This window comes from Euzebya sp. (genome assembly GCF_964222135.1).
GTDB lineage: Bacteria > Actinomycetota > Nitriliruptoria > Euzebyales > Euzebyaceae > Euzebya.
Window position 1 is genome coordinate 1 of record NZ_CAXQBR010000016.1, and the last position, 26,784, is coordinate 26,784.

General features: G+C 72.3%; 23 protein-coding genes and 1 pseudogene. 4 read left to right on the forward strand and 20 right to left on the reverse strand.

The window, feature by feature from the left end:
* Positions 1-312 precede the first annotated feature (312 nt).
* The 3 genes from ACEQ2X_RS04250 to ACEQ2X_RS04260 all read right to left on the reverse strand — a co-directional run bounded on the left by ACEQ2X_RS04250 (position 313) and on the right by ACEQ2X_RS04260 (position 5,146).
* Positions 313-747 (reverse strand): hypothetical protein, encoded by a 435-nt coding sequence (locus tag ACEQ2X_RS04250; protein ID WP_370324537.1) that lies wholly within the window; start codon positions 745-747, stop codon positions 313-315.
* Between the two features lie 175 nt (positions 748-922).
* Entirely contained in the window at positions 923-2,089 is a 1,167-nt protein-coding gene (locus tag ACEQ2X_RS04255) for a nucleotidyltransferase (protein ID WP_370324539.1), read from the reverse strand.
* Between the two features lie 273 nt (positions 2,090-2,362).
* Positions 2,363-5,146 (reverse strand): vitamin B12-dependent ribonucleotide reductase, encoded by a 2,784-nt coding sequence (locus ACEQ2X_RS04260; RefSeq protein ID WP_370324540.1) that lies wholly within the window; start codon positions 5,144-5,146, stop codon positions 2,363-2,365.
* A gap of 413 nt (positions 5,147-5,559) precedes the next feature.
* On the opposite strand from ACEQ2X_RS04260, the gene nrdR reads away from it, so the two are divergent.
* On the forward strand, positions 5,560-6,042 hold the full coding sequence (nrdR, locus tag ACEQ2X_RS04265; protein ID WP_370324541.1) for a transcriptional regulator NrdR: 483 nt from the start codon (positions 5,560-5,562) through the stop codon (positions 6,040-6,042).
* Between the two features lie 28 nt (positions 6,043-6,070).
* Here the strand turns inward: nrdR and ACEQ2X_RS04270 are convergent, their stop codons facing one another.
* A complete protein-coding gene (locus tag ACEQ2X_RS04270; protein WP_370324542.1) occupies positions 6,071-6,403 on the reverse strand; it encodes a LysM peptidoglycan-binding domain-containing protein in 333 nt (110 codons plus the stop codon).
* Positions 6,404-6,569: 166 nt separating this feature from the next.
* On the opposite strand from ACEQ2X_RS04270, the gene lexA reads away from it, so the two are divergent.
* Together lexA and ACEQ2X_RS04280 are read left to right on the forward strand one after the other, a co-directional pair.
* The gene (lexA, locus tag ACEQ2X_RS04275) at positions 6,570-7,199 is read left to right on the forward strand and encodes a transcriptional repressor LexA (RefSeq protein WP_370324543.1); all 630 of its coding nucleotides are present in this window, start codon (positions 6,570-6,572) and stop codon (positions 7,197-7,199) included.
* Positions 7,200-7,221: 22 nt separating this feature from the next.
* On the forward strand, positions 7,222-8,046 hold the full coding sequence (locus ACEQ2X_RS04280; protein ID WP_370324544.1) for a GNAT family N-acetyltransferase: 825 nt from the start codon (positions 7,222-7,224) through the stop codon (positions 8,044-8,046).
* Here the strand turns inward: ACEQ2X_RS04280 and hflX are convergent.
* Genes hflX through ACEQ2X_RS04310 form a run of 6 tightly spaced genes read right to left on the reverse strand, consistent with a single transcriptional unit; the run spans position 7,976 to position 13,771 of the window.
* Positions 7,976-9,448, reverse strand: a complete 1,473-nt coding sequence (gene hflX / locus ACEQ2X_RS04285) for a GTPase HflX (protein WP_370324545.1) — start codon at positions 9,446-9,448, stop codon at positions 7,976-7,978. The genes ACEQ2X_RS04280 and hflX overlap by 71 nt on opposite strands.
* Positions 9,448-10,299, reverse strand: a complete 852-nt coding sequence (gene dapF / locus ACEQ2X_RS04290; protein ID WP_370324546.1) for a diaminopimelate epimerase — start codon at positions 10,297-10,299, stop codon at positions 9,448-9,450. Before dapF ends, hflX begins: the two co-directional genes overlap by 1 nt.
* Positions 10,300-10,324: 25 nt before the next feature.
* Positions 10,325-11,287, reverse strand: coding sequence for a tRNA (adenosine(37)-N6)-dimethylallyltransferase MiaA (gene miaA / locus ACEQ2X_RS04295; protein ID WP_370324547.1), 963 nt, complete (start codon positions 11,285-11,287; stop codon positions 10,325-10,327).
* Between the two features lie 2 nt (positions 11,288-11,289).
* Positions 11,290-12,015 carry a hypothetical protein gene (locus tag ACEQ2X_RS04300; RefSeq protein WP_370324548.1) on the reverse strand — a complete coding sequence of 242 codons (726 nt, stop codon included), beginning with the start codon at positions 12,013-12,015 and terminating at the stop codon, positions 11,290-11,292.
* On the reverse strand, positions 12,012-13,424 hold the full coding sequence (gene miaB / locus ACEQ2X_RS04305; RefSeq protein ID WP_370324549.1) for a tRNA (N6-isopentenyl adenosine(37)-C2)-methylthiotransferase MiaB: 1,413 nt from the start codon (positions 13,422-13,424) through the stop codon (positions 12,012-12,014). The genes ACEQ2X_RS04300 and miaB overlap by 4 nt, the downstream gene beginning before the upstream one ends.
* Before the next feature lie 23 nt (positions 13,425-13,447).
* Complete coding sequence (locus tag ACEQ2X_RS04310) at positions 13,448-13,771, reverse strand: hypothetical protein (protein WP_370324550.1); 324 nt, start codon at positions 13,769-13,771, stop codon at positions 13,448-13,450.
* A gap of 226 nt (positions 13,772-13,997) precedes the next feature.
* Between ACEQ2X_RS04310 and ACEQ2X_RS04315 the strand changes: the two genes are divergently transcribed.
* Positions 13,998-14,912, forward strand: a complete 915-nt coding sequence (locus tag ACEQ2X_RS04315) for a hypothetical protein (RefSeq protein WP_370324551.1) — start codon at positions 13,998-14,000, stop codon at positions 14,910-14,912.
* 19 nt (positions 14,913-14,931) lie between these two features.
* On the opposite strand, the gene ACEQ2X_RS04320 is transcribed toward ACEQ2X_RS04315, so the two are convergent.
* The 10 genes and pseudogenes from ACEQ2X_RS04320 to ACEQ2X_RS04365 all read right to left on the reverse strand — a co-directional run.
* Positions 14,932-15,429: a regulatory protein RecX gene (locus ACEQ2X_RS04320; RefSeq protein WP_370324552.1), complete on the reverse strand. Its 498-nt coding sequence runs from the start codon at positions 15,427-15,429 to the stop codon at positions 14,932-14,934.
* Positions 15,429-18,857 (reverse strand): LAGLIDADG family homing endonuclease, encoded by a 3,429-nt coding sequence (locus ACEQ2X_RS04325; protein WP_370324553.1) that lies wholly within the window; start codon positions 18,855-18,857, stop codon positions 15,429-15,431. Before ACEQ2X_RS04325 ends, ACEQ2X_RS04320 begins: the two co-directional genes overlap by 1 nt.
* Before the next feature lie 153 nt (positions 18,858-19,010).
* Positions 19,011-19,481 carry a hypothetical protein gene (locus ACEQ2X_RS04330; RefSeq protein ID WP_370324554.1) on the reverse strand — a complete coding sequence of 157 codons (471 nt, stop codon included), beginning with the start codon at positions 19,479-19,481 and terminating at the stop codon, positions 19,011-19,013.
* A gap of 116 nt (positions 19,482-19,597) precedes the next feature.
* On the reverse strand, positions 19,598-20,854 hold the full coding sequence (locus ACEQ2X_RS04335) for a CinA family nicotinamide mononucleotide deamidase-related protein (RefSeq protein WP_370324555.1): 1,257 nt from the start codon (positions 20,852-20,854) through the stop codon (positions 19,598-19,600).
* Between the two features lie 2 nt (positions 20,855-20,856).
* Positions 20,857-21,504, reverse strand: a complete 648-nt coding sequence (gene pgsA, locus ACEQ2X_RS04340) for a CDP-diacylglycerol--glycerol-3-phosphate 3-phosphatidyltransferase (RefSeq protein WP_370324556.1) — start codon at positions 21,502-21,504, stop codon at positions 20,857-20,859.
* A 129-nt stretch (positions 21,505-21,633) separates the two neighbouring features.
* Positions 21,634-23,025, reverse strand: a pseudogene (rimO, locus tag ACEQ2X_RS04345) (30S ribosomal protein S12 methylthiotransferase RimO); the annotation flags it as partial.
* Complete coding sequence (locus ACEQ2X_RS04350) at positions 23,004-23,870, reverse strand: helix-turn-helix domain-containing protein (RefSeq protein ID WP_370324557.1); 867 nt, start codon at positions 23,868-23,870, stop codon at positions 23,004-23,006. The pseudogene rimO and the gene ACEQ2X_RS04350, both read right to left, overlap by 22 nt.
* A gap of 294 nt (positions 23,871-24,164) precedes the next feature.
* Positions 24,165-25,118 carry a glutaminase gene (locus ACEQ2X_RS04355; RefSeq protein ID WP_370324558.1) on the reverse strand — a complete coding sequence of 318 codons (954 nt, stop codon included), beginning with the start codon at positions 25,116-25,118 and terminating at the stop codon, positions 24,165-24,167.
* A gap of 80 nt (positions 25,119-25,198) precedes the next feature.
* Positions 25,199-26,407, reverse strand: coding sequence for an ABC transporter ATP-binding protein (locus ACEQ2X_RS04360; protein WP_370324559.1), 1,209 nt, complete (start codon positions 26,405-26,407; stop codon positions 25,199-25,201).
* A gap of 42 nt (positions 26,408-26,449) precedes the next feature.
* Positions 26,450-26,784: universal stress protein (locus ACEQ2X_RS04365; RefSeq protein WP_370324560.1), on the reverse strand; the 335-nt coding region annotated here is incomplete at its 5' end.

Sequence of the window (26,784 nt, forward strand, 5' to 3'; positions counted from 1 at the left end):
AAGGGGGTGACCCCGCTCACCACACCCTGACCGGGGAGGTTCTGGTGGCCACCAGCGGGGAGATCTGGTGGCCACCAGCGGGGACAACCCGTGACCGCCCCTGGGGAAGTTCTACTGGCCCTTGACATCCCCGCGGGGATCCCGCGCTCGCCTGCTGGCCTACGATGTGTGCCGCCTGTCCGAAGGTCAGTTCTCGGTACGCCATCTGCCCGTCCAACAGGTAGCGGTTACACAGCTGGCAGCGGCCCCCGGCACGGACCCACAGCTTGAGCCTCTCCTTCTCGGGGATCTTCTTACGAGCCATGGTTGCTCCTATGCAGCGGACGTCTGCGACTTGCTGTGGACGGTGCCGCGGCGAGGGCGGTCCGCAGCCCCCGGCTCCGCACGTGGCGTGTGCAGCGGCTTGCCGAGGTTGAGAAGCTCGTCAGATGAGCGCTCAGGGTGTAGGGCGAGGAAGGCCTGCTCAATCTCGCGGCGCTCGGATGTGCGGCGCCGTCGAGCTTGGAGCTGCCGTGTACGGCTCTGTGCTCTACCTGACGAGGTCGGGTGAAGACCGCCGCCCTCCCACGACCCGGTAGCGGCCCAGATCTCGTAGTGAAACAACCACTCCATGGTCCACGGGATGATGGTGTCGGCGATGAGCTGGTGATCGGCCCAGGTGCCCGGCAAGTACAGGCACAGCTGGTTGTGGGCGTACACATGGGGCAGGCGCTCCGGGCCGTGCAACCGGGGCGAGATGACGTGCATCTTCGGCGATGACCGCCGCCGGTGAACGAGGAGGACTTCGTAGGTGTCGGACCACTCGGTGGGGACGAGCTCGCAAGACCAGTACAGGGAGCTGTTGACGATGACGCCAGCTCCACCGGGGTGCGCGCGTCGGAGCCGCTCACGCTGGACGGTGAGCGGCTTGGCTGGCGGGCGGCTAGGTGGCCTCGCCATAGAACTGGTGGGGTGGGTGGGGTCGGGTGCTTATGGGATCGAGGCGACCGTTACTGGTCCCGAGGCTGCCCACGTTGGCGGCTGCGCTGACGGTCACGCCCATGTGTTGAGCGACTCGGCGCCCCAGGCCGGCACCGAAGGCTTCGTCGATGGTCGTCGCCTTGTGTTGGATGCCACCGGGCCCCGCCGATGCGGCGCGGAAGGCCTGCCCGGCTGAAGCGAGCCAGGTGTGGAGGGCCTGCACCTTCCGGTCCTGCCCGGCGTACCGGTCGGCGTAGTTCTCGGTCCTGAGCGTGGGGTTGGGGACCCACAACTCCCCCGCCCTGAACTGGATCTGGTCAGGCATGCCGGCCACGATGTCCACCAGGGAGACCGTTCCCGCAGAGGATCCTTGGATGGTGGCGCGGTAGGAAGCGGTCGCGAGCGCCGTGATGACGGCGGACGGGGGCGCCAGCTTGTCGGGGTCATCACCGAACTGCTCGTCGCGGTGCCGTTTGAGAAGCTTGACCCCGCGCTGCAGGTTGGTCAGGATCCGCTGGTCAGGTAGATCCTCGACCTCTACACCGGCACGCTTCGCCAGGACCAGCGCCTCCGCTTGAGAGACAGCGTCGAAGTGCTTGGCGAAACCTTCAGGGTTCGTCGGCTGCCAGTTCCGCAGTCCCTTGTCCGCGAGCCAGCTTGGCTCCCCGACGGTGTCGAGAACCAGTTGTGGGACGACGGGGAGAATGTCCATGTGGAAGTCGTCGGCGTAGTGGAGCGTGAAGGCTCGCTTTCCCTTGTCCATCTCGATGGGCGCGAGCACACCACCGTCGGCCATTCGGGCGGCCGTGTAGGACCCGAGCCAGCCGTTCACGCGGAGCACCAGCTCTGCCTGACTGGTCCGTTCCTTCGGCATGTACAGGCACATAACGAGGTCGATGTCGAACCTGTTGGTGATCGGGTTCACGTTGGTGGTGCCGAGCCGACGCGAACCTTGCGGGTAGACGCGGACGTCGCTTGCGAACGTGTTAGGAACGTGCCGTTTGAACCATGCGCCGAGGTCCCTGTAGCGCTGCCTAGCCAGCCGCTGTCGGGCCGGGCTAGGGTCCAGGATGTCGTCAGCGAGAACCTCTAGCGGGCTCTTCATGGCTTGCGGGGTGATCGTGGTCATGAGGCCTCCTTCGAGGCGATGCAGGGCGAGGAGCGTCTGGGGAGGCAGGCGAGTGGCGGTGGTGGGTGTGTCGAGCTCGGGAGCCTTCCGCATCGCGCTCGCCGGTTGACGCGTGGCGATGAATGGACAACGGCCCGCCCCCGCTGAGGGGGACGGGCCGTCGCTGGCTTCACAAACGCGCGATACGTCAGGGTGACGCATCGCCTGACACTCCCATGACGTTTCCCTGCCATCGGGTGACGCAACTCGGGGGTGTCAGGGTGACGTTTCACATCACGAGCAGCCACTCGTCGTCCCGCAGCCGGGGCAGACGTGACAGCTGCCGGCGCGCTGCATCTTCGAGCCGCAGGCCAGGCACAGCGGGGCGTCGCCGTAGACGTCGTCGACCGGCTTTGGGTGCTCGACGGGGAGCACGGTCTGGCCGGTGGCGTCCGCCTTCGGCGCCGGGTCCTCGTCGGTCACGTCCACCACCTGGGCACCCGTGGCGGCGTCCAGCTCGGCGGTCCGCTCGGCGGTGGTGTAGATGCCCATCTGCTGGCGCTGCTCGGCCGGGAGGTACTCGATGGCCAGGCGGCGGAAGATGTAGTCGGTCAGCGACGTGGCGAACCGGATGTCCGGGTCGTCGGTCATGCCGGCCGGCTCGTAGCGGGTGTTGATGAACTTGCTGACGTAGGCCTCGAGCGGGACGCCGTACTGCAGGCCCAGGCTCACGCTGATCGCCAGCGCGTCCATGATCCCCGAGAGCGTCGAGCCCTGCTTGCCGAGCTTGACGAAGATCTCGCCGAGCCCGTCACCGGGGTACTCCCCCGCCGTCAGGTAGCCGTCGGCGTCGCCGACCTGGAAGCTGACCGTCTGGGACGGGCGCTGCTTGGGCAGGCGGCGCCGCACGATGCCGGACTCCGCCGCGGTGGCCGCGGGCTGGGCCAGCTCGGCCTCCTGCGGTTTGACGGCCGGGGTCTTCTTGTCGATCGACAGCGGCTGGGCGACCTTGCAGTTGTCCCGGTAGATGGCGATGGCCTTGAGGCCGAGCCGCCACCCCTCGATGTACATCTCCTCGACGTCCTCGACCGTCGCCGACTCCGGCAGGTTCACGGTCTTCGAGATCGCGCCGGACAGGAACGGCTGGGCGGCCGCCATCATCCGCACGTGCCCCATCGCGGAGATGGACCGCTCGCCCATCGCGCAGTCGAACACCGCCACGTGCTCGTCGCGCAGCGCCGGCGCCCCCTCCACCGTGGCGTGGTCGTCGATGTAGGCCACTATGGCCTCGATCTGCTCGGGCTGGTAGCCCAGGTTCCGCAGGGCGTGCGGCACGGTCTGGTTGACGATCCGCATCGACCCGCCGCCGACCAGCTTCTTCGACTTGACGAGCCCGAGGTCGGGCTCGATGCCGGTCGTGTCGCAGTCCATCATCAGGCCGATGGTCCCCGTGGGGGCCAGGACGGTGGCCTGGGCGTTGCGGACGCCGTGGGCCTCACCGATCTCGACGGCGTCGTCCCAGGACTCCCGCGCCGCCGTCAGGACGTTCTCCGGCGCCAGCGCCGAGTCGACCGCCCCCACCGCCGCACGGTGCTTGCGGAGGACGCGGAGGGTGCCGTCGCGGTCGGCCGCGAAGCCCTCGAAGGGCCCGGTGACCTTGGCGATCTCCGCCGACGTCCGGTAGGCGTGGCCGGTCATCAGCGCGGTGATCGCACCGGCCCAGGCGCGGCCGGCGTCGGAGTCGTACGGCAGGCCCAGGCTCATCAGCAGCCCGCCGAGGTTGGCGTAGCCCATGCCGAGCTGGCGGTACTTGAGGGCGTTCTCGCCGATCGCCTCGGTCGGGTAGCTCGAGTTGCCGACGATGATCTCCTGGGCGGTGAAGACCACCTCGACCGCGCGGCGGAAGCTCTCGACGTCGAAGACGCCGCCGTCCTCGAACTTGCGCAGGTTGAGGGACGCGAGGTTGCACGCGGAGTTGTCCAGGTGCATGTACTCGCTGCACGGGTTGGACCCGTTGATCCGGCCGGCCGTCGGCGTCGTGTGCCAGTCGTTGATCGTCGTGTCGTACTGGATGCCGGGGTCGGCGCAGGCCCACGCCGCCTCGGAGATCTGGCGCATCAGGTCACGGGCCGGGAGGGTCCGCGCGGTCTTGCCGGTCGTCACCTCGCGCAGGTCGAAGTCCGCACCGTCGACGACCGCCTGCATGAACTCGTCGGTCACGCGGACGGAGTTGTTGGCGTTCTGGTACTGGATCGAGCCGGAGTCGAGCCCGTCGAGGTCCATGTCGAAGCCGGCGGCCTGCAGGACGCGCGACTTCTCCTCCTCGCGGTGCTTGCACCAGATGAACTCCTCCACGTCGGGGTGGTCGACGTTGAGGATCACCATCTTGGCGGCACGACGGGTCTTGCCGCCCGACTTGATCGTCCCGGCCGACGCGTCAGCGCCGCGCATGAACGACACCGGGCCGCTCGCCTCGCCCCCGCCCTTCAGCTGCTCGACGGAGGAGCGGATGTTCGAGAGGTTGACGCCGGAGCCGGAGCCGCCCTTGAAGATCGTCCCCTCCTCGACGTACCAGTTGAGGATCGAGCTCATCTTGTCCTCCACGGACAGGATGAAGCAGGCCGAGCACTGGGGCTTGTCCTCGACGCCGCAGTTGAACCAGACCGGGGAGTTGAACGCCGCCTTCTGGTGCACGAGCAGGTGCTTGAGCTCGTGGTTGAAGACCTCGGCGGACTCCGCGTCGGCGAAGTACCCGTCGGCGATCCCCCAGCCGGTGATCGTGTCGGCCACGCGGTCGATCATCTGCTTGACGCTGGACTCGCGCTCGGGGGTGCCGAGGGGTCCGCGGAAGTACTTCTGGCTGACGATGTTCGTCGCGATCGCCGACCAGGAGGTGGGGAACTCCACGCCGCGCTGCTCGAAGGAGACGTCGCCGGTCTTCCAGTCGCTGATGACGGCGTCGCGCAGCTCCCACTCGAGCTCGTCGTACGGGTGGGTCGCCGCGTCCGTGAAGTAGCGCTCGAACTTGAGGCCCGTGCGCTCGCCGGCGGCGACCGCCCGGACCCCCTGCCGTGTCATCACCATGTCGTTGTCCACACTGCCTCCAAGCACCTCGCGTGCGTCCTGGTCCAACGCCGCGACCCCGTCGGTTGTTCCCCGTGCCGGTGAGTCACGCGTCTGTAGTTACAGCTCCGTACCCTGACGGACGTCGCCTCGTTCGTCAAGCGCTTCCCACAACATCCGGTGGACCTCGTCGGCCTTGACCACAACATGTTGTGGTGCGACGCTGGCGCACGATCACGACGAGACCCACGTTCCGCCACCCACGACCCACGCACAACCTGTGCACAGACCGGCCCGGCCGCGCTCCCGACCACCACAGGTTGGGGTGGCCGTGCACAGATCCTGTGGATGACCTGTGGACAGGTGTGGACCACGACCCCGAGGCTGTGCACGACGCAGTGGACGGCCGATCCGAGAGGACGACATCGATGCGGTGCCCCTACTGCGCCTCCGACCACGACCGTGTGGTGGACTCGCGCGCCGCCGACGACGGGCGCGCCGTCCGCCGACGCCGCGAGTGCACCGCCTGCCAGCAGCGGTTCAGCACCTACGAGCGGGTCGACCACGCCCCCCTCGCGGTGCGCAAGCGGTCCGGATCCATCCAGCCCTTCGACCCCGACCGACTGCACGCGGGGATGCAGAAGGCCACCGCCAACCTCGACATCGACCCGGACGTCGTCCGCTTCGCCGCCGCACGCGTGGAGGCCCACCTCCGCGCCATGGGCGAGTCCGAGATCGGGACCGACGTGATCGGCGGTCACGTGCTGGAGGCCCTCCGGGCGCTGCACCCGGTGGCCTACATGCGCTTCGCGAGCGTCCACAAGGTCTTCACCTCCGCCGACGACTTCGCGCGCGAGCTCGCTGCGCTGGACGACGACCGGCTGCCAGCCGGCCACGACCCCGCGGGTTGAGCACCCGCCCGCCACCCGGCGGGCACAGTCAGCCCTGGGGCAGCACCAGCACGTGGCCGGGGAGCAGGCGGCCGGCGCGGACGCCGTTGCGCTCCTCCACCTGCCGCACGAACTCGAGCGTCGCCACGCCCGCCGGCGCGTGGGCCCTGGCCAGGTCCCACAGCGTGTCACCGGGCTGCACGACGACCTGCACCGGATCCGCTGCGGGGGCATCCGCCGCCGAGGTGGTCGCGGTCAGACCGGCGAGCGCCCACGTCAGGACGGCCACGGCGAGCACCAGGAGCGCCACGCGCGCCCAGCGGATCCGCAGCCGGGTCGTCGGCGGCGCGAGTGCTGGTGCGGTGGTGCAGAGGGTCGACATGACCTGGGTCCTTCTCGTCCGGTGGGTCCGCGTGCTTGACTCTGGTGCCGAACAGGTGTTCTCTTGGTGGAGCCCACCGTAGCGAACATCCGTTCGATGTCAACACCCTCGTCATCACCGCTGACGGTAGTGGGGGGGTGTGACACCGCCCTCCGGAGGAGGACCCATGCCACCCGAGCTGACCCCCCGCCAACAGCGGATCCTGACCGTGATCCGCCAGGCGATCGCCGAGCGGGGCTACCCGCCGTCGGTGCGCGAGATCGGTGAGGCGGTCGGGCTGAGCTCCCCCTCGAGCGTCCACGCGCAGATGAACACCCTCGAGGAGCTGGGGTACATCCGGCGCGACCCCGCCCGCCCCCGGGCGCTCAAGGTCATCGACGACGACGAGGTCGACCTGCCCCAGCCCTCCCCGACCCGCACGATCCCCGTGGTCGGCGAGATCGCCGCCGGCGGGCCGATCCTCGCGGAGGAGAACGTCGACGAGCACCTCGCGCTGCCGGAGTCCTTCGTCGGCGGCGGGACCATCTTCGCGCTGACGGTCCGGGGCGAGTCGATGATCGAGGCCGGCGTGCTGCCGGGCGACACGGTGGTGGTCCGCCAGCAGCCGAGCGTCGAGCAGGGCGAGATGTGCGCCGCCCTGATCGACGGCGAGGCGACCGTGAAGTTCTTCCGCCGCACGAAGGCCGGCGAGGTGTTCCTCGACCCGGCCAACGAGCGCTACGAGCCCATCGCCGTCCCCGCCGACGCGGACAGCGCCATCATGGGCAAAGTCGTCGCGGTGCTGCGCAAGCTCTGACGCACACCGGCACACTGCTCGGGTGCGCGCACCACTGATCGCGGACCTCGACCTCGAACGGATCGCCGCGCTCGGGTGGCAGGCGCCGGACACCGCCCACCTCGGCGGCTGGCTGCTGCGCGCGGCCGGGGGTTTCACCGGGCGGGCCAACTCGGTGCTGCCGCTGGGCGACCCGGGCGTGCCACTTGACGACGCCCTCGACCAGGTGCGGGACTGGTACGCCCGTCGGGGGCTGTCGGGTCTCGTGGTGGTCCCCGAGCCGTCGCGCAGCGACCTGGCCGCTGCGCTGGCCGACCGCGGAGCCACCGACGCGGCGGCGCCGGTGGCGGTCATGGTGGCGCCGGTCGACGGGGTCCGGGTGGAGGCAGCGGGCGACCACGACATCGAGGTCGTCCGCCACCCCGAGGCGGCGTGGCTCGCCCGGTTCGCGGACTACCGCGGCGTGGACCGCCTGGCGCCGGTGGTCGGCGACGTGCTGACCCGCGGAGACGTGGCGTTCGGGCAGGTCAAGGTCGACGGCGAGGTGGTGGGCATCGGGCGCGCGGCCGTCGCCGAGGGGTGGGTCGGGCTCACCGCGGTGTCGGTCGACGGCGCCCACCGGCGGCGGGGGATCGCCCGCGCCGTCGCCGGTGCGCTGGTCCGGTGGGGGGCGGGTCGCGGCGGGAGGGACGTCTACGTGCAGGTCACGTCGACCAACGAGCCCGCGCTCGGCATGTGGCGCCGGCTCGGGTTCGTGGACCACCACACCTACCGGTACCTGACCCTGCCGGGATGGGTCAGTCCTCGTCCGCCGCCCACGGGTCGGACTCGGCGAAGGGCAGCAGGTCCGCAGCCGCCTGCCGGGTGACGGAGGCGACGATCCAGGTGCCGTCCTCGCGGTCCTCCCGCTTCAGCACCTCACCACCCTCGTAGGCGGTGTTGACCACGTCCGCGCGGGCGTAGGGCACCAGCGCCTCGACGATGCGCCGACGCGGCGGGACGCGGTCCGCGACCAGGTCGATGAGCGCGTCGATGCCCTGGCCGGTGACCGCGGACACGCTGATCACGCCGCCCTTGAGCGCCCGGTCGGCGACGGCGCGCGCCAGCCCGCGGACGGTGTCGGCGTCGGTCAGGTCCGACTTGTTCAGCACGATCAGGCGCGGCAGGTCGCCGGCGCCGATCTCGGTGAGGGTCTCGTCGACGGCCAGGACGTGCGCCTCGGCCTCGGGGTGGCTCGCGTCGACGACGTGCAGCAGCAGGTCCGCCTCGATGGTGTCCTCGAGGGTGGACTTGAACGCCTCGACCAGGGCGGTCGGCAGCTTGCGGACGAACCCGACGGTGTCGGTGAGCACCACGGTCCGGCTGTCGGGGAGGTCGAGCTGGCGGGCGGTGGTGTCGAGCGTCGCGAACAGCTGGTCGGCGACGAGCACGTCCGCGCCGGTGATCGCGTTCATCAGCGTCGACTTGCCGGCGTTGGTGTACCCGACCAGCGCGACGGTCGGCACGCGGTTCCGCCGGCGGTTCGCGGACTTGGTGCGGCGGACCTGCTCGAAGTCCTTCAGGTCGCGCTTGAGCTTGGTGATCCGGCGGTTCAGCTTCCGGCGGTCGACCTCGAGCTGGGTCTCCCCCGGCCCGCGCATGCCGACCCCGACGCCGCCGGCCTGGCGGCTGAGCGCCTGCCCCCACCCGCGGAGGCGGGGCAGCAGGTAGGTCAGCTGGGCCAGCTCGACCTGGGCGGTGCCCTCGGAGGACGAGGCGTGCTGGGCGAAGATGTCGAGGATCACGATGGTCCGGTCGAGGACCTTGACCTTGAGCCTCTCCTCGAGGTTGCGCTGCTGCGCGGGCGACAGGTCGTCGTCGAAGATCACCGAGTCGGCGCCGAGCGCGGCAGCCATGTCCCGCAGCTCGGCGACCTTCCCCCGTCCGATGAACGTGGCCACGTCGGGGGTGTCGCGCCGTTGGACGACCCGTCCGACGGTCTCGCCGCCGGCGGTGTCGAGGAGCTGCTCCAGCTCGTCGAGGGATGCGTCCACCTGGTGGCTGGACTGGCCGGGCAGCGCGACGGCGACCAGCACCGCGGTGTCGACCGGCCGGAAGATCGCCACACCCTCCTGGGGCGCGCCCTCGGCGACGCGTTCGGCCTCGGCCCGGCGCCGCTGTGCGCGGCGGAGCTGGAGCTGCGCCTCCTCCTGCTGGTCCTGGGCGCGCTCGGACGGGCGAGGGGTCGCGCCCTGCAGCCGCGCTGGTCGTGGCTCGCGGTGGTCAGCCATCAGGTCCCTCCCGTGGCGGTCGCCCACCAGGTCTCATCGACGATGCCGCTGGCGACCTCGACGGCAGGTCCGGTCACGAACAGCGTCTCGTCGGTCCAGGCGATCGTGAGGATGCCGCCGGGGAGGTGCACGTCGACCTCGCGGTCGGCGAGGCCGACCAACGCCGCCGCCACCGCCATGGCGGAGCCCCCGGTCCCCGAGGCGAGGGTCTCGCCGACGCCGCGCTCCCAGATGCGGCCGTGGACGGTGCCGCGGTCGGGGACGGTGATGAACTCGACGTTGGTCCCCTCGCCGAAGACCTCGTGCCGTTCGAGGAGGGGGCCGACGACGTGCACGGGCGCGGCCGCCACGTCGTCGACGACGATGACGGCATGGGGGTTGCCCATCGACACGGTCGTGACCGTCACGGTGGAGCCGTCGCCCAGCACGAGCTCCTCGCCGACCACGCCGGGGACCGGCGCGCCCATGTCCACGGTGCAGCCCGTCACCCGTCCGTCCGACCCGCGGTGGCAGCGGACGTGCTTGGTGCCCGCACGCGTGTCGACGCGGACCACGTCGCCCTCGACGATCCCGCGGTCGGCGACGTACTTCGCGACGGTCCGCACGCCGTTGCCGCACATCTCGGCGATCGACCCGTCGGCGTTGCGGTAGTCCATGAACACGTCAGCGTCGACCCCAGCCCGCGGCGCCCCGACGCGGATGACCCCGTCCCCGCCGATGCCGCGCCGCCGGTCGCACAGGGCGCGGACGGCTGCGGGCGGGAGATCGAGGGCGTCCTCGAGATCGCACAGCAGGACGAAGTCGTTGCCGGCGCCGTGCACCTTGGTGAACGGCAGGTCTGCTGGCCTCACCCGCTGCGTCAAGCCGATCCGTCCGTCACGTGTCTCCCCGGTCCTCGTGGGCGCTGCCCCGGCCGGCGAGCGCCGTGACGACGCGGTCGCCTGCGCGGTCGGGAGGGTCCCACCCTACCCGTGGATCGCGGCGGAACCAGCGGCGTTGCCGGGCTGCGAACCGCCGCGTCCGCGCGGCGATGGCGTCGACCAGGTCGTCGGGCACCACGCCACCCCCCGCGCGGACGTGGGCGATCAGCTCGGCGTACCCGATCGCCTGTGCAGCCGTGGCGGAGAGGTCGCGGTCGGCCAGCGCGCGGCACTCCCCCACCCAGCCCGCGGCCAGCATCTGGCGGGTCCGGGCGTCGATGCGGTCGGCGAGCGCAGCCGGGGGGTGGTGGACGCCGACGATGCGCAGGCCCGGGTAGATCGACGTGTGGTCCTCCCACGCGGTCCGGTAGGACGAGAACGGGCGGCCGGTCAACGCGGCCACCTCGAGCGCGCGGGTGATCCGCCGGGTGTTGGAGGGCTCGATGCGCGCCGCGGCCGCCGGGTCGTCCGCTGCCAGGCGGGCGTGGGCGGCCGGTGGGTCAGCGGCGACGTCGGCCTCGATGCGAGGCCGCAAGTCGGGGTCGGTGGGCGGGAACTCGAGGGCGTCGACGACGGCGCGGAGGTACAGCCCCGAGCCGCCGACCAGCAGCGCCGGCCGTCCCGCGGCCCGCACCTCGTCGATCGCCGCGCGGGCCCGCGCCTGGAACCAGGAGACGGTGCACTCCTCCTCGACCTCGAGGACGTCGACCATCCGGTGGGGCACCCGCGCGCGGTCGGCGGCGGTGGGGGTCGCGGTCCCGATGTCCATGCCCCGGTAGACGGTGAAGGCGTCCACGGCGACGATCACCGCTCCGGCGGCGTCAGCCGCCTCGAGCGCGAGGGCGGACTTGCCGCTGCCCGTCGGGCCGACCAGGGCGACGATGGGCGGACCGTCGGCCCCGCCCGCTGGGGTGGCCACGGTCAGGTGCTGGCCGCCACGACGTAGCCGACCCCGAGGGGGGCGCCGCTGGCCCGGACCGCGGTGACGAGGTCGAGGTCGGCGGCGAGCGCGCCGACGACCCGCAGCGCACCCGCCCCCCGGGAGTGGGCGCGGGCGGCCAGGTCGAGGTCGATGGCCAGCAGGTCCGCCGGCCGGCCGTCCAGCGCGGCGACGACGGCCTCGTCGAACGCCGTGGAGGCCTCCGCCGCGGTCGGCCGGGGCGGTTTGCGCCCGGGCCCGGCGCCGAGGTCGCCGGCGCCGACCACCGCGACGCTGCGGTCGGCGGCCAGGTCGGCCAGGAGCCGCGCGACGGCGCGCGCGTCCGCGACGGTCACGTCGCTCGGCACCGACACCCCGACCGCGGTCGTGCCCGGCGGGACCAACCGGGCCATGACCCGCAGGTCACCGCCGCCGTCGGACGCGGCGCCGAGCACGCCGCCGAGGAGGGCCTGCACGACGTCGGGGGACGGCGTGGTGAGGGGGTGGGGGTCGAGGTCCATCCCGTAGCCGGACAGGTCGGTGCTCGGGCGTCCCGACACGCTGAGCGCGTCGCCGCAGGCCAGCAGCACCACGACGTCGGCGCCGTCGAGGCCGTCGAGGGCCTCGGAGGCCGCGACGGCCAACCGGTCGATGTCGGGGTGGCGGGCACCGGCGTGGGAGTCCACCAGCAACGGCGTGGTGGGCACCACCGCGACCCCGTGGATCATGCGGTGAGGGGCTGGGCCGGGAGGGGGGTGCCGACCGGATCGGTCACCGGCGCGTCGGTCACCTCGCCCAGCAGGTAGTGCGCGGCCGCCTCGGTGATCCGGACGTTCGCCAGCGCCCCGGGCGCGGTGGCCGCCGTCGAGGGGACGTGCACCAGGCGGTTGTGGCGGGTCCGGCCGCTCGTCCGGGTCGCGTCGGTCTTCGACGGGCCCTCGAACAGGACCTCGGCCACGGTGCCCACCTGCCGGGCGTGGGACGCCTCGCTCAGCCTGCGGGTCAGCGCCGCCAGGCGGTCGAAGCGCTCGTCGACGACCGCGGGCTCGACGTGGCCGTCGAGGTCCACCGCGGTCGTGCCGGGCCGCTTGGAGTACTTGAACGTGAACGCCGAGTCGAACGCCGCCTGCTCGGTGACGGTGAGCGTCTCGCCGAAGTCGTCCTCGGTCTCACCGGGGAAGCCGACGATGATGTCGGTCGAGATCGCGAGGCCGGGGATGGTCTCGCGGGCCTCGGTGACCAGGTCGAGGAAGCGGCGGGACCGGTAGCTGCGCTGCATGCGCCGGAGGATCCGGTCGCTGCCGGACTGGAGGGGGAGGTGGAGCTGCTCGCAGACCGAGGGGATGTCCCGCATCGCCTCGAAGACATCGGAGGTGAAGTCCTTCGGGTGCGGGGAGGTGAACCGGATGCGCTGGAGGCCGTCGACGTCGCCGAGGAGGTGGAGCAGCTCGGCGAACAGGGTGCGGTTGCGCCGGCCGTCGGGACTGGGGACGAGCCCATCGCGCACCAGGTCCCGCCCGTAGCTGTTGACGTTCTGGCCGAGCAGGGTGACCTCGGTGACGCCGTCGGCCACCAGGTCGCGGACCTCCGCCACCACGTCGCCGAGCTTGCGGGACTTCTCCGGCCCGCGGAGGGACGGGACGATGCAGAACGCGCAGGTGTTGTCACAGCCGATCGAGATCGACACCCAGGCGTGGTGGGCGACCTCCCGCCGCGCGGGCAGGGCGGAGGGGAACATCTCGGTGTGCTCGAGGATCTCCACGACGGGCAGCGCGGCCGAGTCGGCCTGGGCCAGCAGCTCGGGTAGGCGTCCCATGTTGTGGGTGCCGTAGACCACGTCGACGTAGGGCGCCCGCTCGGCGAGGCCCTGCTGGTCCTTCTGGGCCAGGCAGCCGCCGACCACGATGGTCTTGGACGGGTCCGCGAGCTTCAGCGGCTTCAGGTGGCTGAGCTGCCCGTACAGCTTGTTGTCGGCGTTCTCCCGGATCGCGCAGGTGTTGAACAGCACCAGGCCGGCCGACTCCGGGTCCGCGGCGGGGCGGTAGCCCATCGACTGGAGGACACCCGCGGCCCGCTCGGAGTCGTGCTCGTTCATCTGGCACCCGAAGGTGCGGATGAAGTAGGTGCGGTTCGCCATGCGGTCGGTCCTGTGCTCGGGTGCTAGCGGGGTCCACCCCCGGGGGCGGGCTCGTTGGTGTGGCCGCGACGCCGGCTGGGGTGCAGCGCGGCGTCCTCGACGCCGAGCTCGTCCGCGCGGTCGTGGACGGTCTCAATGCTGCCGCCCCGACCCGCTGCGTACAGCAGGGCGATCAGGCCACCGAACACCCCCGCGCTGATCCGGTCGTAGACGGCCAGCCCGGCGAAGCCGGCGAGCATGGCCGCGTAGCCGATGTAGGCACGCCACCAGGAGTGCCGGTGGAACATGGCACCGGCCAGGGCGAGGGCGGGGATGCCGATCAGCATCCAGGCCTGCAGGACGTTCACCTGGGACAGCTCCTCGGGGGTCTCGGACTTCCAGCGCCTAGAAGCGTACGGGCCCGGGACGTGGACACCCAACGCCCCCGCCCGACGGACCCCGGCGCTGTGGACGGTCGCCTCTGTGGATGATCGGGGCGCTCGGTGGGAATCGAACCGTCACGCCCCGACGACTGCGTCGTTGGGTCCCGTGATCGCTCGAGCCGACTCATGTCCGTGCAACACAGGAGACATCATGGCGCATCCCCTCCTCAGCCCCTCCCGCCGCGGGGTGCTGATGGGCCTCGGACTGGCCGGGGCGCTGCTCGTACCCGCCGGCCCGGCTGCCGGCCAGGGACTGGTCGACACGCTGACGGGCACCGTCGACCAGGCCTGTGAGGACCTCACCGCCGCCGTCGCCGCCCTCACCCCCGGGTGCGAGGCCGTCGGGGCCGTCACCGAGGGCGCCGCCGACGCCCTCGCACCGGTCGAGGCGGTCGCCGCACCCGTCACCGAACCGGTCGCCGAGGTGGTCGAGAGCGCCGGCGAGACCGCCGGGGCGGTCACCGATGCCGTGACCGACGCGGCCGCGCCGGTGACCGAGCCCGTCAGCGACGCCGTGGACGCCGTGACCGAACCGGTCGCCGAGGAGGCGCCTGCCGACCCGGTCGGCGACGCCGGTCCCCCGCCTGCGGGCGAGCCGGCCGCGGAGCCCGGCAGCGATCCCGCCCCGTCCCCGGTGGCCGCTGACGACGATGTCGCCGTGGGCGCCGCCGGCCGCCAGCCGACCGAGGTCACCGAGCCGCGCGGTCCCGCCGCCGGCGTCGGCCGCGGCGCCGGCGGCCCCCGCATCTCTCCCGGTGCCTACGGCGTCAACGCCCCCGGCATCGCCAGCGACTCGGGCCTGACCCTGCAGCCCTACGACGAGCCGCTCGTGTCGGTCCCCGTCGACGTCGACGCCCCCCAGGTCGCCGGCGCCCCCGTGACGACGTCGAGCCCGGTCGCCGCCATGGCCAGCGAGCTGGTGTCCTTCGCCGGTGACGCGGTCCTGCCCTACCGCAACCCCGCCACCGCGTGGGTGACGGCTGCCGGCCTGGGCCTGCTCGGCGTCGCCGGGTTCACGCTGCGCCGCCGGTTGGAGGGCCGCCTGGAGCTGGTCGAGCAGGAGTAGCCGCCCGGATCCGTCGTGGTCAGTCCCAGTCGCGGTCCAGGGCCGTGACCTGCCGGGCGACCTGGTGGGCGGTCTCGGAGCCGAACCCGCGCCGCATCAGGAAGCCGACCAGGCGCTGGGCGACCTTCTGGGGGTCGGTGCTCGCCGGCATGCGCTGCGCGCGCTGGCGGGCCAGCTCCGTCGCCTGGGCGACCTCGTCGACCTCGTCGAGCTGGCCGAGCGCCGCGTCGATGGTCGCGTCGTCGACCTTCCGCCGGCGCAGCTCGCGCTGCAGCCGGTCACGGCCGTAGCCGCGGTTGACGCCACGGTCGTTGACCCACGCGTCGGCGAACGCGCGGTCGTCGAGCAGCCCGGCCTCGCCGGCGTGGGCGATGACCGCCTCGACGACGTCGGGATCGTGGTCGCGGCCGACGAGCTTGTCGCGCGCCTCGGCGACGGTGAGGGGGCGCTGGCTGGTCGAGCGGACCAGGTGGGCTAGCGCCTTCGCGCCGTCGCCGGGCAGGCTCACCTGCCCCATCAGTCCTCGGCGGTCTCGAGCAGCGCCTCGTCACCGGACGCGTCGGTCTGGACGAGGCCGAGCATCTCCACGGTCTTCTTGTAGATCTCGGCGGCCACGTCGTCATGCTCCTTCAAGAACGTCCGGGCGTTCTCGCGGCCCTGGCCGAGCTGCTCGCCGTCGTAGGTGTACCAGGCACCGGCCTTGCGGATGATGCCGTGCTCGACCCCCATGTCGATGAGCGACCCCTCCTTCGAGATGCCCTCGCCGAACATGATGTCGAACTCCACCTTCTTGAACGGCGGGGCGACCTTGTTCTTCACGACCTTCACGCGGACCCGGTTCCCGACGAAGTCCTGGCCGTCCTTCAGCGACTCGATCCGGCGGATGTCGAGGCGAACCGAGGAGTAGAACTTCAGCGCCCGCCCTCCTGGTGTTGTCTCGGGGGAGTTGTGGACCATCACGCCGTCCACGAAGTAGTTGGCGTTGCCTTCGATCTCGAGGTCGAACCGGTGCGTCGCCCGGCTCGGCGGCTTGACGTGGACGTCGAGCACGGGCATCGGCTTCAGCACACGTCGGGGCTCACAGGTCTCGACCTCGACGCCGAAGCGACCGCGGAAGCGCGGGAGCAGCTTGTAGTCCATCGACGGGTGGACGTACGGCGCGACGAGCTCTTGGAACTTCGCCGTCTCTGCCGTCGGGAACTGCAAGATCGCGTTCCCACCGCGCACGACGAGCGTGGTGCCGATGCCGAAGGTGTCGGCCAGGTGGTCGCGGAGGCGCTCGCGCGAGCTCGGCTCGATCGCCTGCACGCAGATCTCTATCCGTCCACTGCCACCGCGCGTCCGCTCCTGCAGACCCTTGGATCGGACGGCGAAGCTGCCGTCATCGCAGTACCACAGGGCCAGGGACAGCGGCGTCAACCGCTTGAGGTAGTCGTCGCTCAGCACCTTGCCGGTGGGCCAGTACATGGCCTCGCGCACCTCAGCCAGCTCTGGCAGCGGCGTGAAGTCGTAGAAGACCGCCCCCCGGTCGTCCGTGGTCCGGCTGGAGGGGATGTTGTGCCACAACGACGCCTTCCAGTCGGCGTACTCCACCTGCGCCGCGCCGTGGCCGAATCGATACCGCGCCGCGAGCCCGCTCCGACTCCGGCTCAGGGCGCCGTCGCCCATCAACGTGCCCAGCAAGACGTCCCACTGCATCGGTGACAACCGGGTGGTGACCTCCTGCAGGACCCGGTCGCCGACGGCGATCTCCTCCGCGGACCGCCAGCCACCCGGGGTGGCGATGAGGTGGTTCGGGGTGGCGGCGAACTGCGCCCGCCCGTTCTTCCCGGGCTTGGCGACGGTGAACTGCAGGAACTCGTCCGTCGGACCGTTGTCGTACCAGTTGATGATCCGTCGCGGCTCGACGTCCCCGGTGTCGGGGTTGTAGCTCAGGACCTCGACGTCACGACGCTGGTTGACGAGCTTGCCGATCTTCTCCTGCGTGCCGTCAGCCAGGGTGACGCGGGTCGAGTAGTGGAAGCACCCGAACATCACGCCCACCTTCTCGCGGAGCTGGTTGATGAAGATGCAGCAGGTCTTGGAGCGGTTCAGGTGGCCGGCCAGCTTGCGGAGCGCTTGGCTCATCAGCCGGGCCTGCAGGCCGACGTGGGTGTCGCCCATCTCGCCCTCGATCTCGGCGCGGGGCGTCAGCGCGGCGACCGAGTCGATGACCAGCAGGTCGACCGCGCCCGAGCGCACCAGCGTGTCGGTGATCTCGAGGGCCTGCTCACCGGTGTCGGGCTGGGACACGAGCAGCTGGTCGACGTCGACGCCGAGCGCGGCGGCGTAGGCGGGGTCGAGGGCGTGCTCGGCGTCGATGAACGCGGCGATCCCGCCCTGCTTCTGGGCCTCCGCGATGGCGTGGAGGGCCACGGTGGTGTTGTGCGACAGCACGCCGTTGGCGAGGAAGCTGTGGGTCTCCGGCACCATCACGTCGAATGTCGGCTGCAGACCAGCGTCCTCGATGCAGGTGATCCGCTCGTAGGTGTAGTCCCCTTCGGCGAAGGCGCGGAGCCTTTCCACGAGCGGTCGTGTCGCCGAGGGGATGTGGCGCGCGTCGGCCCAGGCGACGATGTCCCGGAGACGTCGCCTGGATGCCCCGATGCCGGAGCCGTCCGACGTCAGGTCCGAGCGGGTGAGGTCGTGGTACAGGCAGTCGAGCTCACGGTCGCCTCCAACGGCATCCCGGAGGTCGCGCACCAGATCCGCGATGAACGGGACCGCCTCCCAGCGGGTGGCCGTCCGGAGCCCGGGGCTGACGTGTCGGCCCACCTGCTCGGCGCGTCGGGCCGAGCGGAAGCCGACCGTGGCGAGGAACCGATCGACCGACCCCGGGGGGATGCGGACGGTGTGGTAGTCACGCTGCAGATCCTCGTTCCGACGGATCCCGCGGCTGCACGGGATGCCGAGTCCGAGGAGCATCAACTGGACCTGCTCCACCAGCGTCAGCGATGCGCTCGTCAGGGCGATCTCCGGTCCGTCCTCGACCCACCCGTCGCCCTCGAACAGCGCAGAGAGGAACGCGCGCTGGGCCTTCCGGCCGCCGGTCCGGACGCAGTGGGGCACGGCCTTGCCCGCTGACCGTGTGTAGGTGAGGCCGTACTCATCAGCCAACCGTGCCCTCGCGGCGGTGTCGTGGACCCGGTAGTCCCCCGGTCCGTAGACCCGGACCCGGTCCCGATCGATTCCGAGGACGTCCTCGAGAAGGTCGTGGTACTCCTCGACCACATCAGCGTCGTGGTGGTTGGTGAAGGTGAACGAGTGCCGTTCGCCCAGGGTTCCCTCGCTGACGAGGTACCCGAGCAGCGTCGCCTCAGCGGGCGAGAGCCCTTCGGTGCCCGCTTCGTCTGCCCCGAACGCAGCGGACACCAGGACGTCGCCGGCCGCGAGGTCCGAGACGCGCCGCCACACGATCTCCCCACGCTCGTTGAGGACGCGGAGCGGGTGGTTGGCGGTGGCGGTGACCGTCCTGCCGGACTCGACGGTGACCGACCACGTCGGTCGCCGGTTGTTGTGGGTCACGGCCGCGAGCTGCTCGAGATCCCCCTCCTCGTTCACGAGGTGCACGCCTGCGTCGCGGACGTCGGTCACGCGGGAGGTGCAGCTGGCGGGTTGCCCGACGCGCGCGAACAGCTCCTCGATCGTCTCGAGACCCTCGTCGGTCCAGATGTACGTGCCTGCCGGAACGCACTTCCCACTCGACTCAGGGCCGTATATCTCGCACACGCGGCCGCGGGGGAACCCGCCGGTGCCGAGGGCGACGTCGAGGCCGATCGCGCCGGTGGGGATGACGGCGACCTTCTGCTTGGCGCCCTCGCCCATGCGCATGATCGCGCCCTTGCCGAACTGCTTCTCGATCGCGCCGAGCGCGACGTCGAGGGCCTTCTCGCGGTCTGATGCCATGCCTGGGTCTCCTTGCGCCTACCGGCTCAGGTGGGGTGGTCGAAGTCGATCCCGACGCTACGCGGGGGGTGTGACACGACGCCGGCCGAGGTGGGGGAACCTGTGGACGACCGCCAGCCTAGACGAACACGCGTTCGATGTCGCGCATCCGGGTCAGGCGATCGGGGACCGGCCGGGGAGCGGCTCGGAATCGGCTGCCACCAGGTCGACGGTGTAGTTCGCGTTGTCCCGCAGGGCGTCCTCGGTCCGGCGGCGCAGGGCGTGGGCGACGCGCTGGCACTCGACGAACTCGGGCTCCGCCTGCAGGCCGAGGGGCACGCGCCCGACGAGGGGGATCACCTCGCGGCAGACCTTCCAGGACAGCGCCCGGAGCCGGCGGACGGCGTCCCACCGCCCCGTCTCGTCGAGGTCGGGGTCGCGCATCGCCGCGGCCGTCTCGCGCTGGACGGTGCGCAGCGCGTGGTCCGACCACGCCAGCTGGCGCCGGAGGGCGCGAAGCTGGCCCTGGCGGCTGACCGGCAGGCGCGCCGGTCGCGTCAGCGAGCCGACCTCGCCGGTGTCGTCGAGGTCGATCTCCGGGGACCCGGTCGCTGCCCCGTCCGCAGCCAACGCACCCTGTCGCATCGCTGATCTCCTGGAGGTAATCACACGTCGGTGACTTCAGATGGATCAAGCATAGGGAAGGGGTGTGACACCGACCACCACCCACCACCGGGTCCGGCCCTCCGAGCGGGCCGGCGTCAGCTCGTGAGGCGCACCACGTAGCGGTGCAGGGCGGCGAGGGCGGCCGCGACGGCCCGCTCGGTGATCTCCGCCCGCCCGCTGCCGGGGAGCTCGACCCGGCGGGCTCGCGGCAGGCCGTCGGGCCCGTCGGTGCCGCTCACGACCGTGCCGACCGGCTGGCCGCCCTGGGTGGCGGGGCCGGCGACGCCGACGACCGACACCGCGACGTCGGCCTCCAGCCGGTCGAGGGCCCCCACGGCCAGCGCCTCGGCGACGGGTTCGGAGACCGGGCCCTCGGCTGCCAGCAGGTCGGCGTCGACCCCGGCCCGCGCGGACTTGGCCGCGGTCGCGTAGGTGATCAGCCCGCCGGCGAACCAGGTCGATGCGCCCGGGACCGACGACAGCCTCGCCCCCACCCCTCCCCCGGTGATGGATTCCCCGACGGCGACGGTCAGCCCCGCGGCCGACAGCCGTCGGCCGATGTCGGCCTCGATCCCCTCGTCGTCCAGGCCGACGACCGCACGTCCCAGCAGGGCGACGGCGCGCTCGACGATCGGGTCGGCCGCGGCCAGCGCATCCGCGCGGGCCGGCCCGCGGCCGATGACCTTGACCACGACCTCGCCGCGGGCGGCCAGGAACGCGAGGGTGGGGTTGCCCACGGCCTCGACGGAGTCGACCAGGTCGGCGAGGACGGCGGCGACGTGGCTCTCCCCCACCCCGGCGGTGCGGATCGTGCGGGTCACGGTGGCGGTGAGGTCGCCGCGGGCCGTCAGCAGCGGCGCGACGGAGGTGGTGAACATCGCCTCCGCCTCGCTGGGCACGCCGGGCAGGCAGCAGACGAGCGTCCCCCGCACCTCGATCGCGATCCCCGGCGCGGTGCCGATTCGCGGCAGCCAGCGGGCGCCCTCGGGCAGATCGGCCTGCTGCAGGTTCGTGGCGGGCATGTCGATGCCGCGGGCCGCGAAGAAGCCGGCGATGTCCTCGACGGCCGCCTGATCGCGGACCAGGGGGACCCCGGCGACGCGGGCGACGGCCTCGCGGGTCAGGTCGTCCCGGGTGGGGCCCAGGCCGCCGGTGAGGAGGACCACGTCGGCCTGCCCGACGACGGCTGCGTCCAGCACCTCGGCGATCAGCGCCACGTCGTCGCCGACGGCGGTGTGGCGGGTGACGTCGACGCCGATCTCGACCAGGCGGGCCGACAGCCACGAGGAGTTGGTGTCGACGACGTCGCCGCTCACCAGCTCGGTGCCGACCGCGACCAGCTCGGCCCGCACCCTCAGCCCCCTCCCCGGCCCTCGCCCCCGACCTCGGCGCGGCTGCGGCGCTGGATGCGGACGGCGTACTCGAGGCCGCTGCCGACCGTCGCCACCACGGCGATCACGAGGGCGGCCTCGCGGACCGGGTCGGGGATGCCGGGGTACAGGTAGAGGGTCACCGCGGCGACCTGCGTGACGGTCTTCACCTTCCCCCAGCTGCTGGCCGGCATCACGACGCCGCGGTCGCGGACCAGCCGCGCCCGCAGCCAGGTGACCGCCGCCTCGCGGGCGACGATGACGCCGACGGCCCACCACGGGAGCTCGCCCAGCGCGGCGAGGATCGCGAGGGCGCCGATGATCAGCAGCTTGTCCGCGAGCGGGTCGGCGAGCTGGCCCCAGCGGGTCACGCCGACGAGGCGCCGGGCGACCTCCCCGTCGATCGTGTCGGTCGCGGCGGCGAAGGTGAAGATGCCGAACGCCCACCACCGCGCGGCGGGTGTCGCCCCGCTCGCGTCCGCGGCGCTCGTCGCGAGCAGCCAGCCGATGACGGGGACGAGGAGGACGCGGAGGAACGTGAACGCGTTCGCGAGGTTGAACGGGCTCGGCTCCGCGGGGTGGTCACCCGACGGCGGTCGCGGTGCTGACCGGCTCGTGCGGGTCTCCTCCACGTCAGTCGGTCTCCCATATCAGCCGGTCGTCGGGCCCAAGTGTGCCCGGTCCCCACCGGCGGGCGCAGGTTCGGCGATCAGGTCGATGCCGTCGGTGGCGGTGATGCGCACCGGCGCGAACCGGCCGACGGGTGTCTGCAGGCCGGCGACCCGGATCTCGCCGTCGGTCTCCGGCGCCTCGCGATAGGAGCGGCCGACCGCGCCGTCGGGGTCGTGGGACTCGACCATCACGTCGAGGGTGCGGCCGATGAAGGCGTCCGCCCGCTCCTGGGCCACCGCCTCGATCACCTCGGTCACCGCGTCCGCACGGGCGCGGGCCTCGTCGGTCGGGACCTGGTCGGGCATCGACGCCGCCGGCGTCCCGTCCTCGGGGCTGTAGGTGAACACGCCCGACCAGTCGAGCCCGGCGGCGTCGACGAAGTCGATGAGGGTCTGCACGTCCTCGTCGGTCTCGCCCGGGAACCCGGTGATGAACGACGAGCGGAAGACCGCGTCCGGCTCCCGCCGGCGGATCCCGTCGATGAGGGAGAGGAACCGCTCGGGGCTGCCGCTGCGCGCCATCCGGTCGAGCACCGGGGCGGCGGCGTGCTGCAGCGACAGGTCGTAGTACGGCACCACCGTGTCGGAGGCGGCCATCGCGTCGAGCAGGACCGGGGTGATCTCCGCCGGCTGCAGGTACATCAGCCGGACGACCTCGAGCCCCTCCACCGCGTCGAACATCGCGACCAGGTCGGCCTGGGAGCGACGACCACCCGGGAGGTCCTTGCCCCAGGACGTGGTGTTCTCGCTGACGCAGACGAGCTCGCGGACGCCCTGGTCCACCAGCCAGCGGACCTCGGCCTCGAGCTCGGGGAGGGCGCGGGAGGCGAACCGGCCGCGGAAGGACGGGATGGCGCAGAAGGTGCAGACCCGATCGCAGCCGCCGGCGATCTTGAGGTAGGCCCAGGGGCCCTTCGGCACCGTCCGGAGGGGGAACGACGCCGTCGGCGGCGCATCCGGACCGGCCGGGCCGGTGCCGAGCAGCGGGAGCCCGCGCGGGGCGCGCTCACCCGTCGCGGGCGGGGTGTCAGCGGCTGGTGGGACCGCGTCCCCGTCGAGGGCACGGGCGACGATGTCGGCCAGCTCGCCGTAGCGGTCGAAGCCGACGACGGCGGCGGCCTCCGGCACGGCCTCGGCGAGCTCGTCGCCGTACCGCTCGGCCATGCAGCCCATGACCACGACCGGCCGGTGGGCCTCACCGGCGGCCGTCGCCGGCGCGCAGGCGTCGAGGACGACCTCGATCGACTCCTCGCGGGCGGGGGCGATGAAGGTGCACGTGTTGACCAGCACCGCGTCGGCCTGGTCGGGGTCGTCGACGACGTCGAACCCGCCCGCCCCGAGCAGACCGCCTACGTTCTCCGAGTCCACGTCGTTGCGCCCGCACCCCAGCGTGACGATCGCCACCCGGGGACGTGGCTCGGCGCCCGCGGTCACCGCCCGACCCGCGGCCTGTCCAGCGGTCACAGCCGCTCCGCGATGCACTCGGAGTCGCCCACGGTGCAGCTGATCTGCATCGCCTGGCCGGCGAAGCCGGTGGTGGCCAGGGGACGGTCGTTGACGGTGATGGTGGCTGCGCCGACGTCGTCGACGGTGAAGACCACCTGCTCGCCCGCCGGGTCGGTCAGGGTGCGGCTCTCACCCGGCTCGAGCAGGGCGCCGCTCGCGATCGGCTGGCCGCGGACGACCGTGAGGCGCACCTGGTCGATCGCCTCGACGACGATCGAGAGGTCGGTGAGGGGCTCACCGGTGCCGGCCGGTGCGTCGGTGCCCCCCGGGGCGTCGGTCCCCGCCGGCGCCGCGGTGGCCGTGGGCCCGGCCGGTGCCTCGGTCCCGTCGAGGCCCGCCAGCGGGTCGGTCGCGCCGGCGAGCGGATCCTCCTCGGACTCGGCGGGTGCAGGGCCGGGGGCGTTCGGGTCGACCTCGTCCTCCGGCGTGTCGCCCCCGCCGCGGAACAGGATGAACAGCACCGCCACCACGCCCACGACCGCGACCGCGGCGATCACCGGCTGGGTCAGCAGACGCCGCGGGCCGGCCGACGGGGCCGGGACGAAGTCGTCGAAGGTCGCGCCGGGGATCGCGGTGATCTCCTCGGGGCGTTCGTGGTTCTGGCGGTACTCGGCGACGAGCGCATCGGCGTCGAGGCCCAGGTAGCGGCCGTACAGCTTGATGAACCCGCGGGCGTACACGTCGCCGCCCAGGACGTCGAAGTCGTCCTCCTCGATCGCGGCCAGGTAGGACTCGCGGACGCGCGTCTCCGCGGCCGCGTCGGCGAGCGTCCGGCCCTGCCGGCGCCGCTCGCTCCGCAGGGTCTCTCCGATTCCTGGCATGGCGACTGATCAGCGTAGCGGCGACGCGGGGAGGTGCCCGCGGACGCCGGCGGTCGACCGGACGGGAGAGGTCGCCCGATCCTCCTCCCCCGAACCCGGGAACTCGCCCCTCCCTGGAGGCCCCTCTCCCAGCGGACGCGGCGGGCGGCGCATCGGTCTGTCGACTTCGTTGCGCCACGCGGAACGAACCCGACGGACCTCGTCGTGGTCGGGCCTCCAAGCCAACCGGTCTGTCACCTTCGTCGCGCCAGGCGGAACGGACCTGACAGACCCCGCCGGATGGCGGGGGAGCCCTCAGAAGACCGACAGGCCGGTCCGCTCCACGAGCTGCTCGATCGCGGCCCGTCCGGCGACGGAGTTGCCCGTCCGATCGAGGGCCGGCGACCACGCGCAGGCGGTCAGGTGGTGCGGGATCACCCCGACGATGCCCCCGCCGACGCCGGACTTGCACGGGATCCCGACGCGGAACGCGAACTCCCCCGCGGCGTCGTACGTCCCGCAGGTCAGCATGAGCGCGTTGATCCGCCGGGCCTTCTCGACGTCGAGGACCCGGTGCCCGCTCGCGGGGTCGACCCCGTCGTTGGCCAGGAACCGCAGGGCGGTGGCGAGCTGGCGCGCGCTCATCGTGAGGGCGCACTGGGCGAAGTAGATGTCGAGGACGTCATCCGGCTCGCCCTGGATGTTCCCGAAGGCCTTCATCAGGTTCGCGAGCGACCGGTTCCGGTAGCCGGTGCTGGCCTCGGAGCGCGCGACCTCCCCGTCGATCGGGATCTCCGCGCCGGCCAGCTCGCTGACGAGGGCGACCAGCTCACCCAGCGGATCCGCCAGGCAGCTGCTGAGCACGTCGGCGATGACGATGGCGCCGGCGTTGATGAACGGGTTGCGGGGCACCCCGCACTCGTGCTCCAGCTGGACCAGGGAGTTGAAGGGGTCACCCGACGGCTCCCGCCCGACGCGGTCCCACAGGTCACCCTCGAAGCGCTGGGTCGCGAGGATCAGGCTGAACACCTTCGAGATCGACTGGATGCTGAAGGGACGGTCCGCCTCGCCGACGGTGTGGAGGTCACCGTGGAGGTCCGCGACGGCCATGCCGAACCGGTCCGCCGGCACGCGCGCCAGCGCGGGGATGTAGTCGGCGACCTCCCCGACGCCGACCAGCTCCCGCACGTCGTCGGCGACCTCGGCCAGCACCTCCTCGAACACGTCGGAGGAGGGGTGGGCGCGCAGGTCGGCCAGGTCGATGTCCATGTCCCCCGGCAGCCTAACGGAGCCGTCCGCCCCGCACGACGCCCCGTGCACCGCCCCACGGCTCGCACGGCCGACAGCAGCTACTGCGGCCGATCCGCGCCCGGCAGCGCCTCGTCGTCGCGGGTGTCCTCGAGGCCCTGGGCATCCGGGTCGTACTCGGCGGACTCGTCACCGGAGTCCTTCTCCTCGCTCATCCCGATCGGCCCGGACGTCGAGCCGCGCAGGAACTGGCGGACCGCCGGCATGTCGGAGCTGAGCAGCCGCTCCTTCGGCCCGGCCAGGGTGAGGGACTTGCGGTACAGCAGCGCCAGGTGGTCCCCGACGTTCTTCGCGGTCGGGATGTGGTGGGTGACGATCACGAACGTCGACTCGAGCCGCTCCTTCAGGTCGAGGATCAGCTCGTTCAGGAACGCGGTGCGGACCGGGTCGAGGCCGGAGTCCGGTTCGTCGAACAGCAGGATCTCGGGGCCGAGGACCAGCCCGCGCGCCAGCCCGGCCCGCTTGCGCATGCCGCCGGAGATCTCGCCCGGGTACAGCTGGGCGGCGTCGGACATGCCGACGATCTCCAGGTTGTGCATGACGATCTCCTTGATCTCCTTCTCGCCCTTGCGCGTGTGCTCGCGCAGCGGGAAGGCGACGTTGTCGTAGATCGTCATCGAGCCGAACAGCGCGCCGTCCTGGAACAGCACGCCGTACTTCTTGCGGACCTCGAGGAGGGGCCGGTTCTTCAGCGACGGGACGTTCTTGTCGTCGACCCACAGCTGACCGGACGTCGGCCGCAGCAGCCCGATCAGGTGGCGCAGCAGCACCGACTTGCCCGTCCCGGACGGGCCGAGGACCACGGTGACCTTCCCCTTGGGGATGTCGAAGGTGACGTCCTCCCAGATCACCCGGGACCCGAACGCCTTGGTGAGGTGGCGGATGCGGATCTTCGGCTCGGGCAGCGTCGGGTCGAGCACCCACTCGGCGGGGTCGGCGCCCTTGGGGCAGGGCAGCCAGCCCTCGGGCAGGTCGTGGCCGCCCTGCGGGCGCGGTGGCGCCTCGCCGCGCGGTTCGTCCAGCACCTGCACCCCCCCGCGGGGGCGCTCCGGCGCCTCCTCGCGCGGGGGGTGGGGCGGCAGCGGCAGCGGGCCGGTCTGCCCGCCCTGGTCGCGCTGGCCCTGGTTCTGCTGGCCCTGGTCGCCGGGGCGGACGGACTGGCGGCCGCCGGGCGGCGGGCCGGGCAGGGCCGGGGCGGCCGTCGAGCCGCGGGCGGGCGGGGAGGGGAGGGTCAGGTCGGTGTCAGCCATCGATCCGGGCGGTCCTCGTCGTCGGTCGGCGGTGGGCGGCGGTCACGTGGTCTTGACGATCAGCAGATCGGCGGTGACGTGGTGGGAGACCTTGTTCGGGACGCTGCCGAGCAGGAACCGGCGGACGCCGGTCATACCCCGGTTGCCGACCACGAGCAAGCCGTGGTCGACCGCGCGGTCGACCAGCACACCGGCCGGGTCGCCGTCGTGGTGCTCGGTGGCCACCGCGCTGCCGGCCTCGCGCACCCGGGCCGCGGCCTCGGCCAGCACGTCCTCCGCCCCGGACGCCCGCCCGACGGCGCGCCCGGGGCGGGGGGCCCCGAGCGCCCCGGCGACCGCGACGCCGCGGTCGAGGGCCTTGGTGGCGGTGCGCGAGC